Annotated in this window: 28 protein-coding genes; 25 read left to right on the top strand and 3 right to left on the bottom strand. The window is 60.0% G+C overall.

The genetic code is table 11. The features are described 5' to 3' along the window. Positions 1-576 precede the first annotated feature (576 nt). From rluC to sppA, 3 genes are read left to right on the top strand one after another with little or no spacing between them, the layout of a single operon-like run. Positions 577-1,539 carry a 23S rRNA pseudouridine(955/2504/2580) synthase RluC gene (gene rluC, locus ACYZTK_RS22620; protein ID WP_462011860.1) on the top strand — a complete coding sequence of 321 codons (963 nt, stop codon included), beginning with the start codon at positions 577-579 and terminating at the stop codon, positions 1,537-1,539. Continuing rightward, complete coding sequence (locus ACYZTK_RS22625; RefSeq protein ID WP_462011861.1) at positions 1,526-2,188, top strand: HAD-IA family hydrolase; 663 nt, start codon at positions 1,526-1,528, stop codon at positions 2,186-2,188. Before rluC ends, ACYZTK_RS22625 begins: the two co-directional genes overlap by 14 nt. Positions 2,189-2,212: 24 nt before the next feature. Beyond that, positions 2,213-3,202 carry a signal peptide peptidase SppA gene (sppA, locus tag ACYZTK_RS22630; protein ID WP_462011862.1) on the top strand — a complete coding sequence of 330 codons (990 nt, stop codon included), beginning with the start codon at positions 2,213-2,215 and terminating at the stop codon, positions 3,200-3,202. Positions 3,203-3,317: 115 nt separating this feature from the next. Here the strand turns inward: sppA and ACYZTK_RS22635 are convergent, their stop codons facing one another. Continuing rightward, positions 3,318-3,896 (bottom strand): Maf family protein, encoded by a 579-nt coding sequence (locus tag ACYZTK_RS22635; RefSeq protein WP_462011863.1) that lies wholly within the window; start codon positions 3,894-3,896, stop codon positions 3,318-3,320. Between the two features lie 105 nt (positions 3,897-4,001). Between ACYZTK_RS22635 and ACYZTK_RS22640 the strand changes: the two genes are divergently transcribed. From ACYZTK_RS22640 to ACYZTK_RS22740, 21 genes are all read left to right on the top strand, one after another. After that, positions 4,002-4,529, top strand: coding sequence for a YceD family protein (locus tag ACYZTK_RS22640; RefSeq protein ID WP_004371317.1), 528 nt, complete (start codon positions 4,002-4,004; stop codon positions 4,527-4,529). Between the two features lie 13 nt (positions 4,530-4,542). Beyond that, the gene (gene rpmF / locus ACYZTK_RS22645; protein WP_008152339.1) at positions 4,543-4,725 is read left to right on the top strand and encodes a 50S ribosomal protein L32; all 183 of its coding nucleotides are present in this window, start codon (positions 4,543-4,545) and stop codon (positions 4,723-4,725) included. Between the two features lie 4 nt (positions 4,726-4,729). Beyond that, positions 4,730-5,740 carry a phosphate acyltransferase PlsX gene (gene plsX / locus ACYZTK_RS22650; protein ID WP_462011864.1) on the top strand — a complete coding sequence of 337 codons (1,011 nt, stop codon included), beginning with the start codon at positions 4,730-4,732 and terminating at the stop codon, positions 5,738-5,740. A gap of 125 nt (positions 5,741-5,865) precedes the next feature. After that, on the top strand, positions 5,866-6,804 hold the full coding sequence (fabD, locus tag ACYZTK_RS22655; protein ID WP_462011865.1) for an ACP S-malonyltransferase: 939 nt from the start codon (positions 5,866-5,868) through the stop codon (positions 6,802-6,804). Positions 6,805-6,820: 16 nt separating this feature from the next. Next, entirely contained in the window at positions 6,821-7,564 is a 744-nt protein-coding gene (gene fabG / locus ACYZTK_RS22660) for a 3-oxoacyl-ACP reductase FabG (protein ID WP_462011866.1), read from the top strand. Positions 7,565-7,755: 191 nt separating this feature from the next. After that, a complete protein-coding gene (gene acpP / locus ACYZTK_RS22665) occupies positions 7,756-7,992 on the top strand; it encodes an acyl carrier protein (protein WP_094468504.1) in 237 nt (78 codons plus the stop codon). 107 nt (positions 7,993-8,099) lie between these two features. Next, complete coding sequence (gene fabF, locus ACYZTK_RS22670) at positions 8,100-9,344, top strand: beta-ketoacyl-ACP synthase II (RefSeq protein WP_462011867.1); 1,245 nt, start codon at positions 8,100-8,102, stop codon at positions 9,342-9,344. Further along, entirely contained in the window at positions 9,344-10,159 is an 816-nt protein-coding gene (gene pabC / locus ACYZTK_RS22675; RefSeq protein ID WP_462011868.1) for an aminodeoxychorismate lyase, read from the top strand. The genes fabF and pabC overlap by 1 nt, the downstream gene beginning before the upstream one ends. A gap of 3 nt (positions 10,160-10,162) precedes the next feature. Beyond that, a complete protein-coding gene (gene mltG, locus ACYZTK_RS22680; protein ID WP_462011869.1) occupies positions 10,163-11,365 on the top strand; it encodes an endolytic transglycosylase MltG in 1,203 nt (400 codons plus the stop codon). 19 nt (positions 11,366-11,384) lie between these two features. Continuing rightward, a complete protein-coding gene (gene tmk / locus ACYZTK_RS22685) occupies positions 11,385-12,017 on the top strand; it encodes a dTMP kinase (protein WP_462011870.1) in 633 nt (210 codons plus the stop codon). Continuing rightward, positions 12,010-12,996 carry a DNA polymerase III subunit delta' gene (locus ACYZTK_RS22690; protein WP_462011871.1) on the top strand — a complete coding sequence of 329 codons (987 nt, stop codon included), beginning with the start codon at positions 12,010-12,012 and terminating at the stop codon, positions 12,994-12,996. Before tmk ends, ACYZTK_RS22690 begins: the two co-directional genes overlap by 8 nt. A gap of 32 nt (positions 12,997-13,028) precedes the next feature. Beyond that, complete coding sequence (locus tag ACYZTK_RS22695; RefSeq protein WP_045061717.1) at positions 13,029-13,385, top strand: PilZ domain-containing protein; 357 nt, start codon at positions 13,029-13,031, stop codon at positions 13,383-13,385. A gap of 15 nt (positions 13,386-13,400) precedes the next feature. After that, positions 13,401-14,186 (top strand): TatD family hydrolase, encoded by a 786-nt coding sequence (locus ACYZTK_RS22700; RefSeq protein WP_462011872.1) that lies wholly within the window; start codon positions 13,401-13,403, stop codon positions 14,184-14,186. A gap of 342 nt (positions 14,187-14,528) precedes the next feature. After that, positions 14,529-15,167: a TetR/AcrR family transcriptional regulator gene (locus tag ACYZTK_RS22705; protein ID WP_019689364.1), complete on the top strand. Its 639-nt coding sequence runs from the start codon at positions 14,529-14,531 to the stop codon at positions 15,165-15,167. Positions 15,168-15,305: 138 nt separating this feature from the next. Then, complete coding sequence (locus ACYZTK_RS22710; protein WP_462011873.1) at positions 15,306-16,274, top strand: GTP 3',8-cyclase MoaA; 969 nt, start codon at positions 15,306-15,308, stop codon at positions 16,272-16,274. A gap of 187 nt (positions 16,275-16,461) precedes the next feature. Then, complete coding sequence (locus ACYZTK_RS22715) at positions 16,462-17,070, top strand: DUF4823 domain-containing protein (protein WP_462011874.1); 609 nt, start codon at positions 16,462-16,464, stop codon at positions 17,068-17,070. Between the two features lie 16 nt (positions 17,071-17,086). Further along, on the top strand, positions 17,087-17,647 hold the full coding sequence (locus tag ACYZTK_RS22720) for a DUF1285 domain-containing protein (RefSeq protein WP_462011875.1): 561 nt from the start codon (positions 17,087-17,089) through the stop codon (positions 17,645-17,647). A gap of 206 nt (positions 17,648-17,853) precedes the next feature. Next, positions 17,854-18,567 (top strand): GntR family transcriptional regulator, encoded by a 714-nt coding sequence (locus ACYZTK_RS22725; protein ID WP_462011876.1) that lies wholly within the window; start codon positions 17,854-17,856, stop codon positions 18,565-18,567. Next, the gene (locus tag ACYZTK_RS22730) at positions 18,564-19,562 is read left to right on the top strand and encodes an ADP-ribosylglycohydrolase family protein (protein ID WP_462011877.1); all 999 of its coding nucleotides are present in this window, start codon (positions 18,564-18,566) and stop codon (positions 19,560-19,562) included. The genes ACYZTK_RS22725 and ACYZTK_RS22730 overlap by 4 nt, the downstream gene beginning before the upstream one ends. A 193-nt stretch (positions 19,563-19,755) precedes the next feature. After that, positions 19,756-21,222 carry a purine-cytosine permease family protein gene (locus ACYZTK_RS22735; protein WP_462011878.1) on the top strand — a complete coding sequence of 489 codons (1,467 nt, stop codon included), beginning with the start codon at positions 19,756-19,758 and terminating at the stop codon, positions 21,220-21,222. Then, positions 21,215-22,144 carry a PfkB family carbohydrate kinase gene (locus tag ACYZTK_RS22740; RefSeq protein ID WP_462011879.1) on the top strand — a complete coding sequence of 310 codons (930 nt, stop codon included), beginning with the start codon at positions 21,215-21,217 and terminating at the stop codon, positions 22,142-22,144. Before ACYZTK_RS22735 ends, ACYZTK_RS22740 begins: the two co-directional genes overlap by 8 nt. A gap of 114 nt (positions 22,145-22,258) precedes the next feature. On the opposite strand, the gene ACYZTK_RS22745 is transcribed toward ACYZTK_RS22740, so the two are convergent. Beyond that, entirely contained in the window at positions 22,259-22,513 is a 255-nt protein-coding gene (locus tag ACYZTK_RS22745; RefSeq protein WP_090186707.1) for a hypothetical protein, read from the bottom strand. A 44-nt stretch (positions 22,514-22,557) separates the two neighbouring features. Beyond that, entirely contained in the window at positions 22,558-22,890 is a 333-nt protein-coding gene (locus tag ACYZTK_RS22750) for a hypothetical protein (RefSeq protein WP_462011880.1), read from the bottom strand. Between the two features lie 234 nt (positions 22,891-23,124). Between ACYZTK_RS22750 and ACYZTK_RS22755 the strand changes: the two genes are divergently transcribed. After that, positions 23,125-23,607, top strand: coding sequence for a GNAT family N-acetyltransferase (locus ACYZTK_RS22755; RefSeq protein ID WP_462011881.1), 483 nt, complete (start codon positions 23,125-23,127; stop codon positions 23,605-23,607). Positions 23,608-23,793: the final 186 nt, after the last annotated feature.

A 23,793-nucleotide genomic window follows, 5' to 3' on the forward strand; every position in this document is an offset into this window, starting at 1 on the left:
CCGTTATCGCGACGTACGCGTCCTGCTTGCTGTGGCTACTTAAGCACTCAGTCAGGAGGAGGAATCAACCGGCGGCTGTGGACGAGATGAAGCGTCTTGATAAAGCCTAATGCTACACAGTCCAGCGGTTGTGCATCTCCACCCTACACGTATCCCTGATAATTCGGGTGCTGCCGCGCGCAGAATCCGCAGCGGGTTGGCATTTACCGTGAGCTCCAAAAGGGGAGGTCACGCATCATGGCTAATTTAGGCGTTGTTTCCGAAACCTTCGCTCGGGGTCATTCGCAGCTGACTGCACTTTGTGAACTGGCCATGAATATTGGCTCGCAAAGCGAGTGAAAACTCTGCTCTGCGGCTTGAATCAGGCCTCATGTCACCTGCGCTCGTTACACCTGCAAACTCCACCGTTACGTAGCAAAAGCCCCGTAGGACGGCCTCGCGTCCTGGTGAACTGCATTGGTCAGGGCCGGTTTTTGACCGTTGGTCCGCTGTCCAGGCCGCTTTTGGCGGCGTTCGCGACTATAGCAGTAATGATTAAGTGCTTCAATTCCATAAAAAATTGATATCATCTGCAGCATGACGACTACTGCCCCCTCGACCCCTAGCGTACAACTGCTTGAGGTCTCGCCGGAATATGCCGGCCAACGTATTGATAACTTCCTTCTCGCTCGGCTCAAAGGCGTGCCCAAGACCTTGATTTACCGCATTTTGCGTAAAGGTGAAGTGCGCGTGAACAAAGGCCGGATCAAGCCCGAATACAAGCTGCAGGCGGGCGATATCGTGCGCGTGCCGCCGGTTCGCGTGCCTGAGCGCGATGAGCCGGTACCGCTGGCACAAGGCCTGTTGCAGCGCCTCGAAGCGTCGATTGTCTTTGAAGACAAGGCGCTGATCGTGATCAACAAGCCTTGCGGTATCGCGGTTCACGGCGGCAGCGGCCTGACTTACGGGGTGATTGAAGCCTTTCGTCAGTTGCGTCCGGATTGCAAGGAGCTCGAGCTGGTTCACCGTCTTGACCGTGACACTTCCGGCCTGCTGATGATCGCCAAGAAGCGCAGCATGCTGCGGCACTTGCACACCGCCTTGCGCGGTGATGGCGTGGACAAGCGCTACATGGCGCTGGTTCGCGGTAACTGGGCGGCCTCGATCAAGCAGGTCCGTGCCTCGCTGGGTAAGAGCAATCTGCGCTCCGGCGAACGCATGGTCGAGGTCGACGAGGAGGAGGGCAAGGAGTCGGTGACGGTGTTCAAGGTCCTGCGTCGTTTCGGTGACTTTGCGACCATGGTTGAAGCCAGGCCGATTACCGGCCGCACCCACCAGATCCGCGTGCATACCCTGCACGCCGGGCACTGCATCGCGGGCGATACCAAGTATGGCGACGAAGGTTTTAGCAAGGAAATCCGCGACCTGGGTGGCAAGCGCCTGTTCCTCCACGCCTACATGCTGACCGTGCCGTTGCCCGATGGCGGCGAGCTGAAGTTGCAGGCGCCGGTAGATGAAATGTGGGCCAAGACCGTGGAGCGCCTGAGTGCACCCATCTGATTGCAAACTGCTGATATTTGATTGGGACGGCACCCTGGCGGACTCCATTGGCCGGATTGTCGATGCGATGCATGTGGCGTCAGAACGCTCCGGGTTCGAGTTGCGTGATGATTTTGCCGTCAAGGGCATCATCGGTCTCGGCCTGCCTGAAGCGATCCGTACCCTGTATCCAGAAATCAGCGATGGCGAACTGATTGCCTTTCGTGAGTATTACGCCGATCACTACATTGCCGCCGAAGCCGTGCCTTCGCCTTTGTTTGAGGGTGTGGTCGAGTCGATGGAGGCGTTCCGAGCCGAGGGTTATCATCTCGCCGTGGCCACCGGTAAAGCCCGTCGCGGGCTCGATCGAGTGCTGAAGGCCCATGGCTGGGAGGATTATTTCGACATCACCCGTGCGGCCGATGAAACTGCCAGCAAGCCCCACCCTCTGATGCTGGAACAGATCCTCGCCCATTGCGAGGTTCGTCCGGAGCAGGCGCTGATGGTTGGCGACTCGTCATTCGACCTGCAGATGGCGCGTAACGCCGGGATGGCCTCGGTGGCCGTCAGCTATGGCGCTCAGTCGATAGAAGCGCTGAAACTGTTCGAGCCGCGACTGGCGATTGATCGTTTTTCAGAATTGCACGCCTGGCTGAGTCAGCGGGCCTAACAGGATTTTTTTGGGGTAGACCGCATGACCGACGAATGGAAGGCGCCCGCCAAGGCGAGCGCAGAGAGCGGTGACGAGAAAAGCTGGAAGCTGCTGGAGAAGACCTTGCTGGCCAGCGTGCAGGAGCAGCGCCGGTCCCGTCGCTGGGGAATTTTCTTCAAGCTGCTGACTTTTGTGTATCTGTTTGGCGCGCTGATGTTGTTCACGCCATTGATGGACATGGAAAAAGCCGCCACTCGCAGCGCCAACTACACCGCGTTGATCGAAGTCACCGGCGTCATCGCCGACAAGGAGCAGGCCAGTGCCGACAACATTGTCGGTGCCCTGCGAGCGGCCTTCGAGGATGACAAGGTCAAGGGCGTGGTCCTGCGGATCAACAGCCCGGGCGGCAGTCCGGTGCAGTCAGGTTATGTGTATGACGAAATTGTGCGTCTGCGCGCGTTGCACCCCGATACCAAGTTGTACGCGGTGATTTCCGACCTTGGCGCTTCCGGTGCCTATTACATCGCCAGCGCCGCCGACCAGATCTACGCGGACAAGGCCAGCCTGGTGGGTTCGATTGGTGTGACTGCGGCCGGTTACGGCTTCGTTGGCACTATGGAGAAACTGGGCGTGGAACGTCGTACCTACACCTCCGGCGAGCACAAGTCATTCCTCGACCCGTTCCAGCCACAGAAGCCTGAGGAAACTCAGTTCTGGCAGGGCGTACTCGACACCACTCACCAGCAGTTCATCAGCAGCGTGAAGAAGGGTCGCGGCGATCGGCTAAAGGACAAGGAGCATCCGGAGCTGTTCTCCGGGTTGGTCTGGTCGGGTGAGCAGGCGTTGCCTTTGGGGTTGATCGATGGCCTGGGCAGTGCCAGCTCGGTGGCGCGTGATGTCATCGGCGAGAAAGAGCTTGTTGACTTCACGGTTCAGGAGTCGACGTTCGATCGCTTCTCGAAAAAGCTCGGCGCCAGTGTTGCTGAGCAATTGGCGATGTGGATGGGTTTCCACGGCCCTTCGTTGCGCTAGTTCAGGTTTTTAAGGTCAAGGGATCGCAGCCTCGTTGCACTCGACAGCTCCTACAAGGGATTCCCATTCCACTGTAGGAGCTGTCGAGTGCAACGAGGCTGCGATCTTTTGATCTTCAGGGAATCCTCACGCCTTCCGCCAGCAACATATCCACCAGCCGAATCAGCGGCAGCCCGACCAGGCTGGTAGCGTCAGGGCCTTCCGTGCGTTGAAACAGGCTCACCCCCAATCCTTCCGCCTTGAAGCTGCCAGCGCAGTCATAGGGTTGCTCTGCGTGCAGGTAGCGTTCGATGCTCGCCTGGTCGAGAGTGCGCATGTGCACCGTGAACGGCACGCAATCCACCTGGCAGTGCCCGGTCTGGCTATTGAGCAGGGCGAGCCCCGTCAGGAAGGTCACGCTGGCGCCGCTGGCCGCGAGTAACTGCTCCCGGGCCTTTTCGAAGGTGTGGGGTTTGCCGATAATGCGTTCGCCGAGCACCGCAACCTGGTCGGAACCAATGATCAGGTGATCAGGATGAGTGTCGGCCAGGGCCTGGGCTTTTTCCCTGGCGAGGCGTTTCACCAGCTCGATGGCGGGCTCCTGCGGCTGGTGACTTTCGTCGATATCCGGCGAGCTGCAGACGAACGGCAGCTGCAAGCGGGCCAGCAATTCCCGGCGGTATTTCGAGCTCGAAGCGAGTAATAAAGGCAGCATGCGCAACTCCAGAAGTCATGCGCGAAGTCTAACGAGGCTTCCAAGTGACGCACAGGGCTGAATTTCCTTTGACATGGCTGGGTGCATCCCTATAATGCTGCGCCTATGTTGAATGACCCGATTCCACCTCACGTTGACCCGCGCAAATTGGCTGACCGTGGCACCACCCTTCAAGGTGAACTGCTGCTGGCCGATTTGGAGAGACTCTGCGACCCGCTTTCCGACACTGTCGGTACGGTGCAGGCGAAATTCGTTTTTGAACGAGATGAACGTAAGTCTGTGGTAATCCACAGCTTTATCGACACCGAAGTCAAAATGGTTTGCCAGCGTTGTCTTGAGCTGGTCACCCTGCCGATTCACAGCGAATGCAGTTATGCTGTGGTGAAGGAGGGTGCGAATACCCAGTCGTTGCCGAAAGGTTATGACGTGCTGGAACTGGGCGAAGATCCATTGGATCTGCAGTCACTGATCGAGGAGGAGCTTTTGCTCGCCTTGCCCATTGTGCCTGCTCATCATCCGGAAGAATGCCAGCAGCCGGCGGGTCTCGATGAGCCCGAACCGAGCGAGGACGAGGTAACGCGGTCCAACCCGTTCAGTGTATTGGCGCAGTTAAAGCGTGACCCAAACGTTTAGGAGTTAATCAATTATGGCTGTTCAGCAGAACAAAAAATCCCGCTCTGCCCGTGACATGCGTCGTTCGCACGACGCCCTGACGGCAAGCACTCTGTCTGTAGAAAAAACCACCGGTGAAATTCACCTGCGTCACCACGTATCGCCAGAAGGCGTATACCGTGGCCGTAAAGTGATCGACAAGGGCGCTGACGAGTAATCACTTGTCTGCTCAAGTCATCGCGATTGACGCAATGGGCGGGGACTTCGGTCCCCGCAGCATTGTTCAGGCCAGCCTCGCTTGCCTGAATGCTACGCCCTCGCTGCACCTGATCCTCGTCGGTCAACCCTCTCTCCTTGAAGAATTGCTCGCTGGCCAATCGGCTGCGGATCGCTCGCGCCTGACTATCGTGCCGGCGTCTGAAGTCATCGCCATGGACGAGAAGCCCGCCCAGGCATTGCGTGGCAAGCCGGACTCGTCGATGCGTGTCGCGCTGCAGCTGTTGCGGGATGGCAAAGTCCAGGCCTGCGTCAGCGCCGGTAATACCGGGGCGTTGATGGCCTTGTCGCGCTTTGTGCTCAAGACCCTGCCGGGCATTGATCGGCCGGCGATGGTCGCGGCGATTCCGACGCAGAAGGGCTATTGCCAGTTGCTCGACCTCGGGGCCAACGTCGATTGCAGCGCCGAGCACCTGTTGCAGTTCGCAGTAATGGGTTCGGTGGCTGCCGAGACCCTGGGCATCGTCCGCCCGCGAGTGGCGTTGCTGAACATCGGCACCGAACACATCAAGGGTAACCAGCAGGTCAAGCTCGCTGCGACCCTGTTGCAGACGGCCCGGGGTATCAATTACATCGGCTTTGTCGAGGGTGATGGTTTGTATCGCGGCGAAGCGGATGTGGTGGTGTGCGACGGCTTTGTCGGCAACATCCTGCTCAAATCCAGCGAAGGCTTGGCAACCATGATTGCCGGGCGCATCGAAGCGCTGTTCAGGAAGAATCTCGCCTCAAGAATGGTCGGCGCCCTGGCGTTGCCGCTGATGAGGCGCCTGCAGGCCGACCTCGCGCCAGCGCGACACAACGGCGCAAGCTTTCTCGGGTTGCAGGGGATTGTGGTGAAGAGCCACGGTTCGGCCGGGGTCCAGGGTTTCCAGAGCGCGATATCGCGCGCCTTGATCGAGATCCAGGAAAATCTGCCGAAACGTATTCACGGTCGTCTGGAGGATTTGTTGCTTTAGGCGTTTTCGTCGGACAATGCTTAAATGTGACCGCTCAGTTCAATTGGCCATCCAACTGTCAGTTTCTTGCGTCCCCCAGGCGGGACGTCATTTCTCCGACGACAAGATCATTAGGGGCTTGTTACATGTCTGCTTCCCTCGCATTCGTCTTTCCAGGACAGGGTTCGCAGTCCCTCGGCATGCTGACCGAGTTGGGCGCGCAACATCCGGTTGTCCTTGAAACATTCAAAGAAGCTTCCGATGCTCTCGGCTACGACCTGTGGGCACTGACCCAGCAAGGGCCGGAAGAGCAACTCAATCAAACCGACAAGACTCAACCGGCCATCCTGACCGCCTCGATCGCCCTGTGGCGTCTGTGGCTGGCAGAAGGCGGTGCGCGTCCGGCCTATGTGGCCGGTCACAGCCTGGGCGAGTACAGCGCGCTGGTCGCTGCGGGCAGCCTGAGCCTGGCTGACGCGGTCAAGCTCGTCGAGCGCCGTGGCCAGCTGATGCAGGAAGCTGTTCCTGCGGGGCAGGGCGGCATGGCCGCAATCCTCGGCCTGGACGACGCTGACGTGCTGGCAGCCTGTGCCGAAGCGGCCCAGGGCGAAGTGGTCAGTGCGGTCAACTTCAACTCGCCGGGCCAGGTGGTGATTGCCGGTGCCAAGGCCGCAGTAGAGCGCGCCATCGAAGGCTGCAAGGCTCGTGGCGCCAAGCGTGCCATGCCGTTGCCGGTCAGCGTGCCGTCCCATTGCGAGCTGATGCGCCCTGCCGCCGAGCGTTTTGCCGAGTCGATCGCTGCGATCGCCTGGCAGGAACCGCAGATTCCGGTGGTACAGAACGTCAGCGCAGCAGTACCGGCCGATCTGGAAACCCTCAAGCGCGATCTGCTCGAGCAGCTCTACAAGCCTGTGCGCTGGGTTGAATCGGTCCAGGCACTGGCTGCCAAGGGCGCGACCCAACTGGTCGAATGCGGCCCTGGGAAAGTGCTGGCCGGCCTCAACAAGCGTTGCGCCGAAGGCGTTGCGACATCCAACCTCAATACCCCAGACGCTTTCGCTGCCGCCCGTGCAGCGTTGGCCTGAATCAGGAGAAACTTGCATGAGTCTGCAAGGTAAAGTTGCACTGGTCACCGGTGCAAGCCGCGGAATTGGCCAGGCCATCGCCCTGGAACTGGGTCGTCAGGGCGCCATCGTCGTCGGTACTGCAACCACCGCATCCGGCGCCGAGCGTATTGCCGCGACCCTGAAGGAAAACGGTATTCAGGGCACTGGCCTGGAACTCAACGTCACCAGCGATGAATCCGTCGCCGCCGTGTTGGCGAGCATCACCGAGCAGTTTGGTGCGCCGGCGATCCTGGTCAACAATGCCGGCATCACCCGCGATAATCTGATGATGCGGATGAAAAATGACGAATGGCACGACGTTGTCGATACTAACCTGAACAGTCTGTTCCGACTGTCCAAGGGCGTTTTGCGTGGCATGACCAAGGCGCGTTGGGGACGAATTATCAGTATTGGCTCGGTTGTGGGTGCCATGGGCAACGCAGGCCAAGTAAACTACGCTGCCGCCAAGGCCGGTCTGGAAGGTTTCAGTCGTGCGCTGGCGCGTGAAGTCGGATCGCGTTCGATTACGGTAAACTCGGTGGCCCCAGGGTTCATCGACACCGATATGACTCGCGAACTGCCCGAAGCGCAGCGTGAAGGCCTGGTAACACAAATTCCGCTGGGTCGTCTGGGGCAAGCTCAAGAGATCGCGTCTGTGGTCGCTTTTCTTGCGTCAGACGGTGCGGCTTACGTTACTGGGGCTACAATCCCGGTGAACGGCGGGATGTACATGAGTTAAATGTGACGGACTGCTTCAAAAAAATGTCATACGAGCTGTCTAAAATCCGTTATAAAGCTGCAATCTATTTATAGGCATCGGGCTGCAGGGTTAGAGGAGTGAAGCTTTCAGTTGAAAAACTGAAAAGTCTTTCTATACACTTACCCACTGGCCAGCTGCCTGAATTTGTCCATTAGGAGTGAAAACAAGGTATGAGCACCATCGAAGAGCGCGTCAAGAAAATCGTTGCCGAGCAACTGGGCGTTAAAGAAGAAGAAGTGACCAACACTGCTTCCTTCGTTGAAGACCTGGGTGCTGACTCCCTTGACACCGTTGAGCTGGTGATGGCTCTGGAAGAGGAATTCGAGACCGAAATCCCTGACGAAGAAGCTGAGAAGATCACTACTGTACAAGCTGCAATCGATTACGTTACAAACCACCAGGCTTAATAGCTTGTAATCGTTGCTTGCTGTCATGGAAAAACCGCACTGCCTCATGGCGTGCGGTTTTTTCTTTAGGCCTGATGCAAAGTCGTCATTTGAAAAAGGAGAGTGCTGTGTCGCGTAGACGCGTCGTAGTCACCGGTATGGGTATGTTGTCGCCACTGGGCACGGATGTGCCGAGCAGTTGGCAGGGCATTCTGGCTGGCCGCAGTGGCATTGGTCTGATCGAACACACCGACCTTTCTGCCTATTCCACCCGTTTTGGCGGCTCGGTAAAGGGCTTCAATGTCGAGGAATACCTGTCGGTCAAGGAAGCGCGCAAGCTCGACCTGTTCATTCAATACGGTCTGGCCGCAGGGTTTCAGGCAGTCAAGAATGCAGGCTTGGAAGTGACCGATGCCAACCGTGAACGCATCGGCGTCGCCATGGGCTCGGGCATTGGTGGCCTGACCAACATCGAAGAAACCAGCCGTACCCTGCATGATTCCGGCCCGCGACGGATTTCCCCGTTTTTCGTGCCCGGCTCGATCATCAATATGATTTCCGGATTCCTGTCCATCCACCTCGGAGCACAGGGACCCAACTACGCCATCGCCACGGCCTGTACCACGGGTACACACTGCATCGGCATGGCGGCACGCAACATCATGTACGACGAAGCCGACGTGATGATCGCCGGTGGTGCCGAGATGGCCGCCTGCGGCCTGGGCATGGGCGGCTTCGGTGCCTCCCGCGCGCTGTCGACCCGCAACGATGAACCGACCCGTGCCAGCCGTCCATGGGACAAGGGCCGTGACGGCTTTGTGCTCTCCGACGGTGCCGGCGCCCTGGTTCTCGAAGAACTGGAACACGCCAAGGCACGCGGTGCGACCATCTATGCCGAGTTGATCGGCTTTGGTACCAGTGGCGACGCCTTCCACATGACTTCGCCGCCGGCCGATGGCGCGGGTGCTGCTCGCTGCATCACCAATGCCTTGCGCGATGCGAAGATCAACAGTGACCAGGTGCAGTACGTCAACGCCCACGGCACCTCGACTTCGGCCGGCGACCTTGCCGAAGCCTGCGCGATCAAGTCGGTGTTTGGCGACCATGCCTACAAGCTGGCCGTCAGTTCGACCAAGTCCATGACCGGACACCTGCTGGGTGCGGCGGGCGCTGTTGAAGCGATCTTCAGCGTTCTGGCGATCAACAGCCAGGTAGCGCCACCGACCATCAACCTTGATGAGCCGGACGAAGGCTGCGACCTCGACTTCGTACCGCACACCGCGCGCAACATGGATATTGATGTGGTGCTGTCCAACTCCTTCGGGTTTGGCGGTACCAACGGCTCGCTGGTGTTCCGCCGGTTCGCCGGCTGATGGACAGCTGGGTCGACGGTCAGCCGGCGCACACCCTGTCGCTGAAAGATCGTGGCCTGGCTTACGGCGATGGTCTGTTCGAGACGATTGCCGTGCGCAAGGGCGCCCCGGTTCTGCTGGATCGCCATCTGGCGCGCTTGCTCCAGGGCTGCCAGCGCCTGGCAATCAACCTCGATGAAGGGGCGCTGCACGCCGAGTTACTGGCGTATGCCCGAGCGCTCGGTGATGGCGTACTTAAACTGATCGTCACCCGTGGTGAAAGCGCTCGCGGCTACGCGCCAGACCCTGCCGCCCCGGCGCGACGCATCCTGCTGGGCAATCCTCCTGCGGTTTACCCTGCGGCTCACGCGGAGCAGGGCGTGCGGCTGTTCCCCTGCGCCACGCGGCTTTCCCTGCAGCCCTTGCTCGCCGGACTCAAACACCTCAATCGCCTGGAACAGGTCATTGCTCGCTCCGAATGGCAAGACGCTGATCACGCCGAAGGCTTGATGCTTGACCAGGCCGGTCGAGTGATCGAAGGCGTGTACAGCAACCTGTTCCTGGTGCGTGACGGCGCATTGATTACCGCCGATCTCGGACGCTGCGGAGTCGCCGGGGTGATGCGCGCTGAATTATTGTTTCAAGCCGAGTCATCGGCGATCCCTGTACACATCATCGATATCACCCTGGATCAACTGCAATGGGCCGATGAAGTGTTTGTTTGCAACAGTGTTTACGGCATTTGGCCAGTGCGTGCGTATGCTGCACTGAGCTGGCCGGTTGGGCCGCTCACCCGTAAACTCCAAACCATTGCCCGTGCGCTATTGGATGCTTGATTCGTGAGACGTAAATTCTTGCTGCTGCTGGAAACCGGACTGGTTCTGGCAGGGCTGTTGTTGGGCGCTTCTGCCTGGAAAATTCATTCGGCACTGAATCAGCCGCTGAATATCACCCAGGAAGAAATGCTCGAAGTACCCAAAGGTACGACGCCAACCCGCACTTTCTACCGACTCGAAGCGGACGGCCTCATCAAGGATGCGTTCTGGCTGCGCGTGTACTGGCGCTTCAACCTCGCCGGGCAACCCTTGCACAGCGGCGAGTACCGCATGCAGCCGGGCATGACGGTCGAAAGCCTGATCGACTCGTGGAAACGCGGGGACGTGGTGCAGTACAGCGTGACCCTGGTGGAGGGCTGGAATTTCCGTCAGGTCCGCACCGCCCTGGCCAAGGATGAAAAACTCGAGCAGACCCTCGACGGTTTGAGCGACGCCCAGGTGATGGACAAACTCGGCCATCCCGGGATTTTCCCCGAGGGGCGTTTCTTCCCTGATACCTACCGTTTCGTTCGCGGCATGAGCGATATCGAACTGCTGAAAAACGCCTACGAGCGACTCGACGAAGTCCTCGCCAGGGAATGGAATCAGCGCGCTGCCGACCTGCCTTACACGGATCCCTATCAGGCGCTGATCATGGCCTCCCTGGTGGAGAAGGAAACCGGCGTGCCGCAGGAGCGTGGGCAAATTGCCGGCGTGTTCGTGCGCCGCATGGCGATCGGCATGCTCCTGCAGACTGACCCGACGGTGATCTACGGCCTGGGTGATCGCTACAACGGCAAGTTGACCCGTGCCCATCTCAAGGAAGCGACGCCTTACAACACCTACATGATTTCCGGCTTGCCGCCGACCCCGATCGCCATGGTCGGGCGCGAAGCAATCCATGCAGCGTTGAACCCGGTGGCGGGCAGCAGCCTGTATTTCGTGGCGCGTGGCGATGGCAGTCATGTCTTCTCCGACGACCTGGACGCGCACAATAGTGCAGTGCGCGAGTACCAGCTCAAGCGTCGCGCCGATTACCGATCCAGCCCGGCACCGACTGCGACGCCTGAAGCGACGATACTGGATTCCGCCACCCCGGATGATGCGCCGGTTCCCGCCGCATCACCCAACCCTGATCCCGAGGCTTTGCCCCAGGTAGCACCGCAGGAGCCGGCTGCGGCGCCTGCAGCCGAACCGGACGCCACCCCGTCGCAAAGCCCGCAATGACCCTGACTAAGGACTGCCTGTGACTGGCTTGTTTATTACCCTGGAAGGCCCCGAGGGCGCCGGCAAGAGTACCAATCGCGAATACCTGGCTGAGCGTCTGCGCGCCGCCGGGATCGAGGTGGTGTTGACCCGTGAGCCGGGCGGCACTGCGCTGGCAGAGCGGATCCGCGAGGTGCTGCTGGCACCGGTCGAAGAAGTCATGAACCCGGATACCGAGTTGCTCCTGGTGTTCGCCGCCCGCGCCCAGCACCTGGCCGAAGTCATCCGCCCAGCGTTGGCCCGTGGCGCGGTAGTGCTGTGCGACCGCTTCACCGATTCCACTTACGCCTATCAAGGTGGCGGCCGTGGCCTGTCGCTGGAGCGCATTGCCACCCTGGAAAACTTTGTCCAGGGCACGCTGCGCCCGGACCTGACGCTGATTTTCGATCTGCCGGTGGAAGTCGGCCTGGCGCGAGCCAGTGCCCGCGGGCGCCTCGATCGCTTCGAGCTGGAAGGCCGGGCCTTCTTCGATGCGGTGCGCAGTGCCTTCCTCAAGCGCGCTGCAGCCGATCCCGCGCGTTATGTGCTGGTGGATGCCGCGCAACCGCTGGTGCAGGTCCAGCAATCCCTGGACGCCTTGCTCCCGCGTCTGCTGGAGCTGACCCGTGGCTGAAGCCTATCCGTGGCAGGACGCACTCTGGCAGCAGCTGGCCGGTCGCAAGCAGCATGCCCACGCCTACCTGTTGCACGGCCCGGCCGGCATCGGCAAGCGTGCACTGGCCGAGAGGCTGATGGCGAGCCTGCTGTGCCAGCGCCCGACTGCCCAGGATGCCTGTGGTGAATGCAAATCCTGCCTGCTGCTCAGGGCCGGCAGCCACCCCGACAACTACATCCTCGAACCGGAAGAAGCTGACAAGGCAATCAAGGTCGATCAGGTTCGCGATCTGGTGAGTTTCGTGGTGCAGACCGCGCAAATGGGCGGGCGCAAAGTGGTACTGATCGAGCCGGTCGAGGCGATGAACATCAACGCCGCCAACGCCTTGCTCAAAAGCCTCGAAGAACCTTCCGGCGATACTGTACTGCTGCTGGTCAGTCACCAGACCAGCCGCCTGTTGCCGACCATCAAGAGCCGCTGCGTGCAGCAGGCCTGCCCACTGCCCGGCGAGGCGATGAGCCTGGCCTGGCTGGCGCAAACCCTGCCGGACTGCTCCGAGGAGGAGCGCGTCGAACACCTGACCCTGGCCGCCGGTTCGCCGCTGGCAGCGGTCAAGCTGCAGGCCCAGGGCGTGCGTGAGCAACGGGCGCTGGTGGTCGACGGGGTGAAAAAGCTGCTGAAGCAGCAGCAATCGCCGACGCAATTGGCCGAAGGCTGGAATACCATTCCGTTGTTACTGCTGTTCGACTGGTTCTGCGATTGGTCGAGCCTGATCCTGCGTTATCGGTTGACCCAGGATGAAGAAGGGCTTGGCCTGGCGGACATGCGCAAAGTGATTCAATACCTGGCGCAGAAATCCGGCCAGGATAAAGTCCTGAATATCCAGGACTGGATTCTTGCCCAGCGGCAGAAAGTCATGAGCAAGGCCAACCTCAACCGCGTACTGTTACTCGAGGCGTTGTTGGTGCAATGGGCGTCTTTGCCCGGCCAGAAATGACTAGACTCTGAACATCGGCAGTGGAGGTCAGCATGAATGAACCCGTCAATTCCGGGCCCCGCAACGGCATCCTGTCCCTGACCATCAAGGACAAGTCGGTGCTGTACGCGGCCTACATGCCCTTCATCAAGAACGGCGGCCTGTTTATTCCGACCAACAAGAGCTACCGGTTGGGCGACGAAGTGTTCATGTTGCTGAACCTGATGGATGAAGCCGAGAAGATTCCGGTTGCCGGCAAGGTCACCTGGATCACGCCCAAGGGCGCCCAGGGCAATCGGGCCGCCGGCGTCGGCGTGCAGTTCAACGACGGCGACAACACCGCGCGCAGTCGCATCGAAACCCATCTGGCCGGAGCCCTGAAGTCCGACCGTCCCACTCATACGATGTAAGTTGCAGCCCTTTTTATGCTCGTAGATTCCCATTGTCACCTTGATCGACTCGACCTCGCCGCCCACAACGGTTCACTGGATGCTGCGCTGGATGCGGCCCGGCAACGGGGCGTCGGTCACTTCCTGTGTATCGGCGTCAGCGTCGACAACGCCGCCGACGTCAAGGCCCTGGCCGAACGTTACAACGACGTCGACTGCTCGGTCGGCGTGCACCCGCTGGATGTCCAGCCCGGTGCGGCGCCCGCCCTGGACTGGCTGTTGCTGGAGCTCAACCATCCACGCGTGGTGGCCATCGGTGAGACCGGCCTGGACTACCACTACGAGCCGGAGGCGGCCGAGTTGCAGCAGGAGTCGTTTCGCCTGCACCTGCAGGCCGCCCAGCAGACCGGCAAGCCAGTGATCATTCACACCCGCGGAGCCCGCGCCGACACCCTGAACCTGCTGCGCGAAGCCGCGTTGCCCCAGGCAGGCGTGCTGCATTGCTTCACCGAAGACTGGGAGATGGCGAAAGCGGCACTGGACATGGGTTATTACATTTCCCTGTCGGGCATTGTCACTTTTCGCAATGCCGACGCGCTGCGCGATGTTGCCAGCAAAGTACCCGCGGATCGTTTGCTGGTGGAAACCGATTCCCCGTACCTGGCGCCGATCCCCCATCGCGGCAAGCCGAACCTGCCGCAGTACGTGCGTGAGGTTGCGGAATTTCTGGCAATGTTGCGTGGTGAGTCCTACGAGCGATTTGCCGAGCAGACCACTGAAAACTTCAAGCGACTGTTCCCGCTTGCGCATGTGAAAGGTTAAATCGCAGGCAAAAAAAACCCGGGTTCTGGGGGGTGAATCCGGGTTAAGACCATTAGGAGTAAAACAAAGATACGCGGTCCGTTGGTACCTTTATCGTCGCGACACTTGGGGGAGATGTCCCGCCGACAGTTGAAGTATTGATCAGTATTGCGCCGAGTCCAGTTTACCCGGCCGGGTTTTTAAACAATTTTGGAATACGCGCGCTTCGGAAGTGTTCTCATCAACGCACGAGCCTGCACGAAAACCTCAAGAAACACAGATATGGTCGGATGATCCGTGCATTTTGGCGTAAGTTAGGCATAATACGCGGCTTCGAATTTTGACCCCTACAGACCTTTTCTTATGCATAAAGAACCTCGTAAGGTCCGTGAGTTTCGCCGCCGCGAGCAGGAAATTCTCGATACCGCGCTCAAGCTGTTCCTCGAACAAGGTGAAGACAGTGTCACCGTCGAGATGATTGCTGATGCCGTGGGTATCGGCAAAGGCACGATCTACAAGCACTTTAAATCCAAGGCCGAGATCTACCTGCGCCTGATGCTCGACTACGAGCGCGATTTGAACGAGCTGTTGCATTCCGCCGATGTCGACAAGGACAAGGAGGCGCTGTCTCGCGCCTACTTCGAATTCCGCATGCGCGATCCGCAACGCTACCGGTTGTTCGATCGCCTGGAAGAAAAGGTGGTCAAAGGCAACCAGGTGCCGGAGATGGTCGAGGAGCTGCACAAGATCCGCGCCTCGAACTTTGAGCGCCTGACCCTGTTGATCAAGGGCCGGATCAGCGAAGGCAAGCTTGAAGATGTCCCGCCGTACTTCCATTACTGCGCATCCTGGGCGTTGGTGCACGGTGCAGTGGCGCTGTACCACTCGCCGTTCTGGAGCAATGTGCTGGAAGATCAGGAAGGCTTCTTCCAGTTCCTGATGGATATCGGCGTGCGCATGGGCAACAAGCGCAAGCGCGACACCGACACGCCGAGCAGCTGAGCCATTCAGCAGCGTGATTGCGCCACGATATTCACCCCTTGGCGCATACCGCAGGAATATACTCAGGCATGGGACTTGCTAAAACTTGATTTGTGAGTCAAGTTTTAGCAGTTCCATTTCCTTTCGCCGGAGTGCTCCATGATCGTTGACCGACAAGGCAGGCGTTTTCGCAATTTGCGGATCAGCCTGACCTCCGCCTGCAATTACGCCTGTACCTACTGCGTGCCCGACGGCAAGCGGCTGGTGGCTGCGCAGGATGAATTGTCGGCCGATGCCATGGCACGCGGCGTGGCCTACCTTATCGAAGCCGCCGGCATCGAGCGCTTGCGCATTACCGGCGGTGAGCCGCTGGTCAGCCCCAAGCTCGAAGCCTTCATGACGGCCGTTGGCAAAATGGGCCTGGAAGACATCAGCCTGACCACCAATGGCCAGTTGCTGGCCAAAAAACTGCCGTTGCTGGTAGAGGCCGGTATTCGCCGCATCAACGTGTCTCTCGATACCCTGGATGCCGGCGCATTTCGCAGCATTGCCCGTGGCGGCGACCTGGCGACCGTGCTTAATGGCATGGAGCAGGCCAGCGCAGCAGGCATAAAGATCAAGGTCAACATGGTGCCCCTGCGCGGGCAGAACCTCGATCAGGTGATGCCGCTGCTCGATTATTGCCTTGAACGTGGTTATGAGCTGCGTTTTATCGAGCTGATGCGAATGGGCCACCTGGCCAGCGATTCCAACGCCTTCCTGCAACAATTCGTCAGCCTTCAGCAATTGCTCGACCTGATTGGCGAGCGCTACGAGTACCTGCAGGCTGATGCGCCGGTGGATGCCACGGCGGTGCGCTATGAGATTCCCGGGCAGGGCCACTTCGGGGTGATTGCCAACGAAAGCGTGCCGTTCTGCCGAACTTGCTCGCGGCTACGCCTGTCGTCCACGGGCTGGCTGCATGGTTGCCTGTCCTCGAGTAACCGCCACTATGTCGGCGACCTGCTGGACAAACCGCGGCACCAGGCCTTGCCGGCCTTGCAGCGGCTGCTCGTGAAGGCGCTGGGGGACAAGCAGGAAGTGGCGTTCTCTGGTGGCGCGACCATCATGAAGATCATTGGCGGCTGAAAATCCGCCTTCGCGAGCAAGCCCGCTCCCACAGGGAAATGCATTTCACCTGTAAATGCCGTTCAAACTGTGGGAGCGGGCTTGCTCGCGAAGGCTAACTAACAGGCGCAGATGAACATGAGCTGGCGCGGAAGCTGCATCCAACGCCCATTCGCCGGTTTTCCGTCACCGGCCTCTGGAGGACAGGATGCGTAACCCGGTATTGCTGCTGGCCATTTTGGCGCTTGGTGGCTGCATGAACGTCAGCGATATGGCCGAAGGCACCCGCTATCACATGAGCGATGCCGGCCTGCTCGACCACAGCGACAGTCGCCGGGTGAACAACCTGCGAATCCAGCCGGACTCCTTCGTCTACATTGCCCAAGGTGCTTTCGCGCCACCTGGCGGCACCGCCTACCCACGGCCCAACGTGATCGCCGAAGTCGCCTTTGATGGGTTCATCGAATATTTCCCCATGGTACGCCGTGCACGCGGGCCCGAGGGCCTCGATGAAGCCATGGGCGAAGCCCGCGCTGTGGGTGCCCACTACCTGCTGTACACCCGCTTCGCCAAGGCCGACGACCGCATCGGCAACTCCGATGAGTGGCTGGACCAGGAGGCCCTGGACCGGTTGGGTATCGACACGGGCGTAATTCAAATCATGTTGATCGAGACCAGCACCCAGTATTTGATCGATACTGCACGGATAAAGAGTCGTGGCGGTTTGCTGACGTTCCACGATTCGCGTCCCGAGGACCTGATGGGCCCGCCGCTTGAGCAGTACGCGCGCAGCCTGTTGGGCATCAGTGATCAGTGATTTTCAGGAGAACACCATGAGTGGACCGCAAAAAGCCAACGACCTGTTGGGGCAAATCCCCAAGACCAAAGGCCTGCCGCCGGTGCACCTGTGGAATCCCGAATTCTGCGGCGACATCGACATGCGCATCGCCCGGGACGGCACCTGGTATTACCTTGGCACGCCGATCGGACGCAAGCCGATGGTCAAGCTGTTCTCCACCATTATCCGCCGCGACGGCGATGATTACTTCCTGATCACGCCTGTCGAGAAGGTCGGTATCAAGGTCGACGACGCGCCGTTTGTGGCGATTGCCGTGGACGTGGAAGGCGAGGGCGAGGCACAGCTGCTGCGGTTTACCACCAATGTCGATGAGACGGCCGAAGCTGGTGTTGAACACCCCATTCGAGTGGTGATTGACCCAGTCACCCAGGAGCCGGCCCCGTACGTGCATGTGCGCACCAACCTTGAAGCGCTGATCCATCGCAATGTGTTCTATCAACTGGTGGAACTGGCCGTGACCCGTGAAATCGACGGGCAGCGCTGGCTTGGCGTGTGGAGCGGTGGCGAGTTTTTCCCGATAGGTCTTGAGCCCTGAGTCGTCAATTCTAGAGCTATCGCGGGCAAGCCTTGCTCCCACAAGCAGGTGGCATATTCAGAGTTTTGTGCTGAACAGTCCCTGTAAGAAAAAGGCCTGTGGGAGCAAGGCTTGCCCGCGATAGCGGTGTTCCTGACACCACCCACCTGTCACCTCTCTGAAATATTTCTTGCCCGCCACCGCCCGTTTCAGTTATCACTTTGTACATGATTAGACAGGTACGATTTGACAAGAAACAACGGGTGGTCGACGAACTCATCCGGCGCATCGAAAGTGGCCTCATGGAGGACGGTTTCCTGTTGCCGGGCGAGCATCAGTTGGCTCAGGAATTCAAGGTCAGCCGGGGCACGCTGCGCGAAGCCCTGGCCGAATTGAAACGGCGCAACTACATCGCGACGCAAAGCGGAGTCGGTTCCATCGTCACGTTTGACGGGGTGGTACTCGACCAGTGTAGCGGCTGGGCCCAGGCGCTGGCCGACAGCGGGGCGCTGGTGAACACCGAAGTGCTGCGCCTGGAAGCGGTGAGCCGGCCCGACCTGCTGCCGCGTTTTGGCACTGAAAAATTCATCACGCTCGACCGTCGCCGTCGTGCCAACGATGGCACGCTGGTCTCTCTCGAACGTTCATTGATGCCCGCGACCGGAGGCCTGGAAAGCCTGCCGCGAGTCGGTCTCATCGACAACTCCCTGACCATCACCCTGGCTGCCTACGGCTATATCGGTGAGCGTGGCGATCAATGGATCGGCGCCGAACCGCTGAATGCCGAAGACGCAGAATTACTCGGGCGCCCGGTCGGCACCGTATTCCTCAAGGCACTGCGCACTACCTACGACCGGCAAAATCGCTTCATGGAGCAGGTCGAAAGTCTGCTGGATCCCGTGCATTTTCGTCTGCACCTGCAATTTGGAACCGCTAAATGAGCCAACTCAATCGAGCCTTGGGCGCGTTCTACGGCCTGGCCTTGGGCGACGCACTGGGTATGCCCACGCAATCCCTAAACCGCGCTGACATCCAGGCGCGTTTCGGCGAGATCACCGATCTGCAGGACGCTGGTCCCGATCAGCCGATTGCAGCAAACATGCCCAAGGGTTCGATCACCGATGACACTGAACAGGCGATCCTGGTTGGTCAGCTGCTGATCGAGGGCCAGGGCCGGATAGAGCCCTCGGTACTTGCCCAGCGGCTGATCGAGTGGGAAGCGCAGATGCAGGCGAAGGGCTCACAGGATCTGCTCGGGCCCTCGACCAAGCGCGCGATCGAGATGATCCTTGCGGGTCATTCGCCAGCAGAAGCGGGGCGCTACGGCACCACCAATGGCGCAGCGATGCGCATTACCCCGGTCGGCATCGCGGCGGACGTCGTCGATCCCGAACGCTTCATCCAGGCGGTGGTGCAAGCCTGCCAGGTCACGCACAACACTACGCTGGGCATTTCCAGCGCGGCGGGGGTAGCGGCGGTGGTCTCCGCCGGGATTAACGGCATGGACCTGGGCGAGGCGCTCAACCTGGGTCAACACTTCGCCCAGCAAGCCGAGAGTCATGGCCATTGGGTCGCTGGCGGACGCATCGCTTCGCGTATCAGTTGGGCCAGGAGCATCAGTATCGACAGTGACAAAGCGCTGCTCGCCGATCTGCTGTACGACGTGATAGGCACCTCGGTGGCTTCTCAGGAGTCGGTGGTGGTGTCGTTTGCCCTGGCACAACAGGTGGCCATCGGCGAGATGAATGCTTTCGAGGCGTTGTGCATGGCCGCGAGCCTGGGTGGCGACACCGATACCATCGCGGCGATCCTCGGCGCGATGCTCGGTGCTTGCCTGGGGCTAGAGAGCTGGCCCGGGGCGATGATCGACACGGTCAAGGCGGTCAATGGGTTGGAGTTGGAGCCGTTGGTGCAGGGGCTTTTGGCTTTGCGTTGATTGGGTCGCCTCATCGCGAGCAGGCTCACTCCTGTAGGAGCTGCCGAAGGCTGCGATCTTTTGATCTTGTTTTGCTGTTGATTCAATACCGATGAAGATCAAAAGATCGCAGCCTTCGGCAGCTCCTACGAGGTCCGAAGCGTTTATCCGTTCTTGCCTACAACCACAAAAAATGGCAACAGGAGCATTTTTCATGAGTTCATCAACTACCGGGCAAAACGCCGGGCAACTGGAAACCCGTGGCATCGAACCGGTTCCCGAAGCGGAGTGCAATGGTCATCCGCTGCAGCTGTTCTGGGTCTGGTTCGCCGCCAATATTTCCATCCTCGGCCTGCCGCTGGGGGCCACGCTGGTGGCGTTTCGTGGCCTGGCGATCTGGCAGGCGATCATCGTCGCGATCCTCGGTGCTGCCGGTTCCTTCGCTGTGGTCGGCATCATTTCCATCGCCGGTCGCCGGGGACGCGCGCCGAGCCTGACCCTGTCCCGGGCAATCTTCGGCGTGCGTGGCAACATCGGCCCGACGCTGGTCTCGCTGATGTCACGCCTGGGCTGGGAAACGGTCAACACCACCACTGCGGCGTTTGTGTTGCTGTCGTTGTGCTCGATCCTGTTCGGCTCGCCGGTGGAAGCCAAGAGCGCGCCGATGCTGACGCTGGTCTTCATCGCCATTTTCGTGCTGCTGACTTTGTCGGTCTCAGGCCTCGGCCACGCCACTTTGCTGGTGATCCAGAAGTGGGCGACCTATGTGTTTGGTGCGTTGAACATTGTGGTCGGCGGTTTCCTCTGCGCCACTATCGACTGGAGTGCGGTATTCAACGCGACGCCGGCACCGCTGAGCGCGATGATCATCGGGGTCGGCACCATGGCGGCGGGTACCGGGATCGGCTGGGCCAATGCTGGCGCCGACATGTCGCGCTACCAGCATCGCAGCGTCAAGGCTGTACGCCTGGTGGCCTCCGCCGCCTTCGGTGCGGGCATTCCGCTGGTGTTGCTGATCACCCTCGGTGGCCTCCTCTCGGTGGGCAACAATGACCTGGCGTCGGCCACTGACCCGATCATCGCGATCCGCGACATGCTGCCGACCTGGATGGCCGTGCCGTACCTGATCACCGCGTTCGGCGGGCTGCTGCTGTCGAACAACCTGTCGGTGTACTCCGCCGGCCTGACCACTTTGACCCTCGGCCTCAAGGTCAAGCGGGTCTATGCGGTGGTGGTCGACATCGTGGCGATCTTTGCCGGCTCGATCTACTTCATGCTGATTGCCGACAGTTTCTATGGCCCGTTCATCACCTTCATTTCCCTGCTGGCCGTGCCGATCACGGCGTGGGTCGGGATATTTGTGGTGGACCTGATTCACCGCCATTACTACAGCCCGCAGGATCTGCTGGATGTCAGCCCGAGCAGCGCCTACTGGTATCGCGGCGGCATCGAATGGCGTGCCTTCGGTGCGTGGGCGGTCGCGATCGTTCTGGGCTACAGCTTCACCACTATCGGTACCACCGAGCAGACCCTATGGTTCCGTGGGTTCCTGTCCGACTCCTGGCTGGGGCATAACGGCCTCGGCTGGATCGTCACGTTGCTGGTGGCAGGTGGGATTTATTGGCTGCTCGGCGGCGCCAGGGATCGTCGCCCGGGATTGATCGAGAACGCTCATGCCTAGATTGCTGCATACCGGCCAGGTCATCATCGACCTGGTCATGGCCGTAAACCAACTGCCGCAGTCGGGTGGCGATGTGTTGGCGCAATCCGCCAGTTTCGAAGCCGGCGGCGGCTTTAATGTGATGGCCGCCGCCCAGCGCAATGGCTTGCCCGTGGTGTACCTCGGGCGCCATGGCACCGGGCGTTTTGGCGACCTGGCCCGGGAGGCGATGAAGGCTGAAGGTATTCGCATCGGCATTACCCACAGCGCTGCCCGCGATACCGGACTGTGCGTGGCGGTTACTGAAGCCTCGGCGGAACGTACGTTCATTTCCTACATTGGCGCCGAGGGTGAATTGACTGCCGAAGACCTGGCCGGCGTGCCGGTGGAGGCGGGGGATTATGTCTACGTGAGTGGCTACAGCCTGCTGCATGTCGGCAAGGCGCAGGCGCTGGTGGATTGGGTGTTGGCGCTGCCAGGCGAGATCAAGGTGGTTTTCGATCCGGGTCCCTTGGTGGACTCTCCGGACGCGCCGCTGATGCAAGCATTGCTGCCGCGCATTGACCTGTGGACCAGCAACGGCGTCGAGGCGCTGAGGTTTACCGGCGCGGCGGAGATTGCCGGGGCGTTGACCCTGTTGGCAGATCTTTTGCCGGAAAAGGTGATGCTGGTGGTGCGCGACGGGCCGCAAGGTTGCTGGGTCAGCCAGGGTGGCGACTGCCAGCAGGTGCCGGGTTTCCAGGTCGAAGCTGTAGACAGCAATGGTGCCGGGGATGCACATGCCGGGGTGTTCATGGCCGGGTTGGCTCGGGGGTTGCCGGCAATTGAGGCGGCGCGGCGGGCCAATGCGGCGGCAGCCTTGGCGGTGACCCGTTGGGGGCCGGCGACATCGCCAGGGGCGGTAGAAGTGGATGAGTTGATCAGCCAAACCTGCAGCGTTTGAACTCACGCCATCGCGAGCAGGCTCACTCCTACAGGGGTTAAGTCGCACATAAATCCCCTGTAGGAGTGAGCCTGCTCGCGAAGGGGCCATCAGCCCCAACGCAAGCTCATAACCCTAAACGTCCAGCTTACGCGCCGCCTCAACTCCCGCAGCACTCAGCTTGATCGGCAAATTCAACGAGTGCTCACCCGCCTCATTACAAGTCACGTGCCCATGCTGGATCAACCCGCGATCCTGCAGGGTAGCCAGGGTGCTGGCCACGACCTTCTCCCCCCGGTAATTATCCAGGACCTCCTTGCCCAAGCCACCCGGATGGGCGTGCAGCAAGCGGGTCAGGACTTCTTTCTCAAGGTTTTTATCGACGTTCATGCTTACCTCTTCATGGATGTTGATAGATCGCTCGCGTGTGCGAACTATTGGCTGGCACCACCTTCGGAACCCGAACCACCCGTGGTAGTTTTCGAGCCGGTGCCGGTTTCTGCGTTATCAGGGGTGTCCGGCCCGGTCATCCCGCCCTGACGGTCCATATCGTTGCCCTTGGTCCGTGGATCGGTGCCGGTGGAAGGCGGCAGGTTGTTGTCGACACCCGTGCCATTGGTATTGATTCCTGGGGCACTCTGGATCGCAGGGGATTTGGGTGCTTCGACCGGATTGGTCGGGCCGGTGCCGGTGGCAACGGTTGCCGCGAAGGCAGTCGAGGACAGCAGCGCGGCGAATGTGAGGGCGGTCAATCTGGACAGAATCATGGTGTAGTCTCCATTTATTTAAATGTCCTTACCGAATATTGGTCTGCCCCGATTTTGAATTGGTGCCTGAAGGTCGACGAACGGTCCAGGCGCGCCAGGTATTTACCCTACCCCTGTAGCGGCTGGCGAAGCCTGCGTTCGAGTGCAAAGCAGTCGTCAGGTTTGATTTGAGATGTGACGCAGGTCGCACGGCGACTTAGTATGGCGTTTTCAACATTTGACGAAGGCACGTCCATGACGATCGACATACGCCCGGCGACCCCCAGCGATGCTCCGCAGATCCTCGCGTTCATCACTGAGCTGGCCGACTACGAGCGGGCCCGCCACGAAGTCATCGCCAGCGTCGCCGACATCGAGCGCAGCCTGTTCAGCGAAGGCGCCACTGCCCATGGCCTGATCTGCCTGCGCGATGGCCTGCCGATCGGTTTTGCGGTGTTCTTCTTTAGCTACTCCACTTGGCTGGGCAGCAATTGCCTGTACCTCGAAGACCTGTACATCACGCCCGAGCAGCGCGGCGGCGGGGCCGGCAAGACCTTGTTGCGCCACCTGGCAAAAATTGCCTGCGCCAATGACTGCGGGCGTTTCGAGTGGAGCGTGCTGGACTGGAATAAATCGGCGATCGAGTTTTACCAATCTCTTGGTGCGCAGCCGCAGGAGGAGTGGGTGCGATATCGGATGGATGGTGCGGTGCTGCGGGAGTTTGCTGCGGGTAATTGATTGGCCTAAAAGATCGCAGCCTGCGGCAGCTCCTACGGATTCGGCGATTCCTGTAGGAGCTGCCGGAGGCTGCGATCTTTTTTTGCCTGGTTCCACTATGTGGGATCAGTATTTATATATTGAGATTTAACCTCGCCCAGGTTTATAGTCCAACTCACTCACTGCCAAAACAAACAACACAGGTGA

It is taken from the genome of Pseudomonas sp. LB3P31 (genome assembly GCF_054897945.1).

Excerpts from the sequence above, each read along its gene's own strand:
- ACYZTK_RS22635 (WP_462011863.1), bottom strand. The coding sequence starts at position 3,896 with ATGCTGCCTTTATTACTCGCTTCGAGCTCGAAATACCGCCGGGAATTG.
- ACYZTK_RS22640 (WP_004371317.1), top strand. The coding sequence starts at position 4,002 with ATGTTGAATGACCCGATTCCACCTCACGTTGACCCGCGCAAATTGGCT.
- ACYZTK_RS22720 (WP_462011875.1), top strand. The coding sequence starts at position 17,087 with ATGAGTGGACCGCAAAAAGCCAACGACCTGTTGGGGCAAATCCCCAAG.
- ACYZTK_RS22755 (WP_462011881.1), top strand. The coding sequence starts at position 23,125 with ATGACGATCGACATACGCCCGGCGACCCCCAGCGATGCTCCGCAGATC.
- ACYZTK_RS22705 (WP_019689364.1), top strand. The coding sequence starts at position 14,529 with ATGCATAAAGAACCTCGTAAGGTCCGTGAGTTTCGCCGCCGCGAGCAG.
- rluC (WP_462011860.1), top strand. The coding sequence starts at position 577 with ATGACGACTACTGCCCCCTCGACCCCTAGCGTACAACTGCTTGAGGTC.
- ACYZTK_RS22745 (WP_090186707.1), bottom strand. The coding sequence starts at position 22,513 with ATGAACGTCGATAAAAACCTTGAGAAAGAAGTCCTGACCCGCTTGCTG.
- sppA (WP_462011862.1), top strand. The coding sequence starts at position 2,213 with ATGACCGACGAATGGAAGGCGCCCGCCAAGGCGAGCGCAGAGAGCGGT.
- ACYZTK_RS22725 (WP_462011876.1), top strand. The coding sequence starts at position 17,854 with ATGATTAGACAGGTACGATTTGACAAGAAACAACGGGTGGTCGACGAA.
- ACYZTK_RS22700 (WP_462011872.1), top strand. The coding sequence starts at position 13,401 with ATGCTCGTAGATTCCCATTGTCACCTTGATCGACTCGACCTCGCCGCC.
- ACYZTK_RS22710 (WP_462011873.1), top strand. The coding sequence starts at position 15,306 with ATGATCGTTGACCGACAAGGCAGGCGTTTTCGCAATTTGCGGATCAGC.
- fabG (WP_462011866.1), top strand. The coding sequence starts at position 6,821 with ATGAGTCTGCAAGGTAAAGTTGCACTGGTCACCGGTGCAAGCCGCGGA.
- pabC (WP_462011868.1), top strand. The coding sequence starts at position 9,344 with ATGGACAGCTGGGTCGACGGTCAGCCGGCGCACACCCTGTCGCTGAAA.
- rpmF (WP_008152339.1), top strand. The coding sequence starts at position 4,543 with ATGGCTGTTCAGCAGAACAAAAAATCCCGCTCTGCCCGTGACATGCGT.
- ACYZTK_RS22735 (WP_462011878.1), top strand. The coding sequence starts at position 19,756 with ATGAGTTCATCAACTACCGGGCAAAACGCCGGGCAACTGGAAACCCGT.
- fabD (WP_462011865.1), top strand. The coding sequence starts at position 5,866 with ATGTCTGCTTCCCTCGCATTCGTCTTTCCAGGACAGGGTTCGCAGTCC.
- ACYZTK_RS22750 (WP_462011880.1), bottom strand. The coding sequence starts at position 22,890 with ATGATTCTGTCCAGATTGACCGCCCTCACATTCGCCGCGCTGCTGTCC.
- ACYZTK_RS22695 (WP_045061717.1), top strand. The coding sequence starts at position 13,029 with ATGAATGAACCCGTCAATTCCGGGCCCCGCAACGGCATCCTGTCCCTG.
- acpP (WP_094468504.1), top strand. The coding sequence starts at position 7,756 with ATGAGCACCATCGAAGAGCGCGTCAAGAAAATCGTTGCCGAGCAACTG.
- ACYZTK_RS22730 (WP_462011877.1), top strand. The coding sequence starts at position 18,564 with ATGAGCCAACTCAATCGAGCCTTGGGCGCGTTCTACGGCCTGGCCTTG.
- ACYZTK_RS22740 (WP_462011879.1), top strand. The coding sequence starts at position 21,215 with ATGCCTAGATTGCTGCATACCGGCCAGGTCATCATCGACCTGGTCATG.
- ACYZTK_RS22715 (WP_462011874.1), top strand. The coding sequence starts at position 16,462 with ATGCGTAACCCGGTATTGCTGCTGGCCATTTTGGCGCTTGGTGGCTGC.